The sequence below is a fragment of the Rhizobium sp. SVR5-9E genome (assembly GCF_056755095.1).
The window spans coordinates 1-273 of sequence record NZ_JBNDHS010000401.1 but is presented as its reverse complement, the minus strand read 5'-3'; the positions used below and the strand labels follow the sequence as shown (position 1 = coordinate 273).

The following is a 273-nucleotide window of genomic DNA, read 5'->3' as shown; positions in this document are numbered from 1 at the left end:
GATTCAAGGAAGATCTGTCCGTCAGTAATGGAGATCACGTTTGTTGGAATATATGCAGAGACGTCACCCGCCTGTGTTTCAATGATAGGAAGAGCTGTTAATGAGCCACCACCTTTTACGACTGGCCTTAAAGACTCAGGTAAATCGTTCATCTGGCTTGCGATTTTGTCATCAGCGATAACTTTTGCTGCTCTTTCCAATAATCTTGAGTGAAGATAGAAAACGTCTCCAGGATAAGCTTCACGGCCCGGTGGTCTTCTCAAAAGTAGAGAA

Annotated in this window: 1 pseudogene; it reads right to left on the bottom strand. The window is 44.0% G+C overall.

Annotated features, from left to right (window positions below):
• Positions 1–273: pseudogene (locus ACPYOJ_RS35360) on the bottom strand (hypothetical protein); the annotation flags it as partial.